The organism is uncultured Lamprocystis sp. (genome assembly GCF_903933125.1).
Taxonomy (GTDB): domain Bacteria; phylum Pseudomonadota; class Gammaproteobacteria; order Chromatiales; family Chromatiaceae; genus Thiodictyon.
Window position 1 is genome coordinate 1 of record NZ_CAIZIZ010000154.1, and the last position, 1604, is coordinate 1604.

3 protein-coding genes are annotated in these 1604 nt (G+C 66.7%); all 3 read right to left on the reverse strand.

The window, feature by feature from the left end:
• Window positions 1-359: AAA family ATPase (locus QZY03_RS07645; protein ID WP_295579775.1), on the reverse strand; the 359-nt coding region annotated here is incomplete at its 3' end.
• Window positions 356-676, reverse strand: a complete 321-nt coding sequence (locus QZY03_RS07650) for a hypothetical protein (RefSeq protein WP_295579777.1) — start codon at window positions 674-676, stop codon at window positions 356-358. The genes QZY03_RS07650 and QZY03_RS07645, both read right to left, overlap by 4 nt.
• Window positions 673-1077, reverse strand: coding sequence for a hypothetical protein (locus QZY03_RS07655; protein WP_295579780.1), 405 nt, complete (start codon window positions 1075-1077; stop codon window positions 673-675). The genes QZY03_RS07650 and QZY03_RS07655 overlap by 4 nt, the downstream gene beginning before the upstream one ends.
• Window positions 1078-1604: the final 527 nt, after the last annotated feature.

A 1604-nucleotide genomic window follows, 5' to 3' on the forward strand; every position in this document is an offset into this window, starting at 1 on the left:
ACGGCCACGTCCCCGCGCGGCGCCGTGGTGCCGTCCGGCCAGCGTCCACCACGGGTCAGGACGGCGGCGAAGGCTAACCCGAGCGTGGTCTTGCCGGTACCGGGAGCGCCCGCGATCAGGTGCACTTTGCCGCGGGCGAGCCAACCATCCCAGATCCATGCAATCGGTTCCGGGGCGATATCCGCCGCGCGGGTCAGGGTCACGCCAACCGCGGCGGGAGAGGACCGCACGGGCACGCTAGACACGGCCGCCAGGTGGGCGCGGACCTCAGCGCGTCCAACCGCCTCCAGGTCGGCCAGGGTCAGGGCGCCGGCTGGACGGCCAGCACGCAGGGTAGGCACCAGGGCGAGGGGGCTCATGCTGCGGCCTCGGTGGTCGGGCACCGATGATCCAGCGCCCCCCATGTCATCACCCCATCGGCGCCGATGGGATCGTCGGGATCAATGACGCTCGCAATATCGACGTGGGCATTTTCAGCCAAGACGGCAACGGTCGCGATCAGGGCGGCCGTCTGGGCTGGGGTGAGGGATTCCGCCCCCGGCGTGTCGCCGTAGGTCTCCCGGTGGCACTGGGCGCGGCAGAGGAGTTCGGCAATCGTCTGAATGCCTTCCAGCGCGGCGCCAATAGAGCGGGCGCGGTTCAGCAAGCGCATACGGGTAAGGTCCGGGGCACTCATGGCTGAACCTCCGCGGCGGCGGTATCCAGGTCGTCAGCTAAGCGCCCCAAGATCGCGCTCATCCCCAGCGCGGCGCTACCGCTTACGTCGCCCGCTTCGATATGGGACAACAGGCGTAGCTGGGCCGCGGTGTCGTGGGCTACATCGCACAGGTCAAGGGGGCGGGTATCGGTGGCACTGTCGGCGGTTGTCCGGTGCCACTCCGCTTCAACCTCATACTCGTCTCGGGCCTGACGTGCGAGGGCTCGCACCAAGTCGGCCATGGCGGCGCGGTACTTCGGGGTTGTCGGGTCGTGTCCCTCGACTTCCGCGTTCAGGTCATTGGCCAGAAAAAGCGTAGCCGCGTCGATCTGGCGTAGGGTTTCATTCAGGTCGGCAGTCGGGGCGGATGTAGTGGGCATGATGGGTTCCTGTGCTGATGTCGGAACCGCCGCTTCCGGGTCTAATCGGGGGTGGCGACGGGAACGTACAGGGTTAGACCTACCGGGCACAAGGAACCGGCGAGCCTTGCGGCTCCCCCACACGTCCCCGCCATAGAAGGGCAGGCACGAAAAAACCGCTTGCGCGGCCTTTGGGCCTCATGCTGTCCGGGGGTCTAATCCCGGCCGCCCATGGGGAGCGGCAGAACCATCATCAGTCGGCGGGCGCGGGTGCGTCAAGGGGTTGCCCTGACCGCGGGCGCCGGTTGATCGGCTGCGGCTATCGGGCACAGGCTTTGCTTTATTTATGTAGGTTGCTGACTGGCCGTAGCAGCAAAACCCGTGCCCGATAGTGCGTGTCGATGATGCGACCGGGCTCCGGTCAAGGTCTTAAGGTTGCCCTTCAGCTTGAGCATGGATACCAAGGCGAGCCGGCCGCGTGTTCCTGGGAGGTTGCCCGCCCTCAAACCCTAGCGATTCCTAGCGCCAGTTGATCGTCACAGCCGATG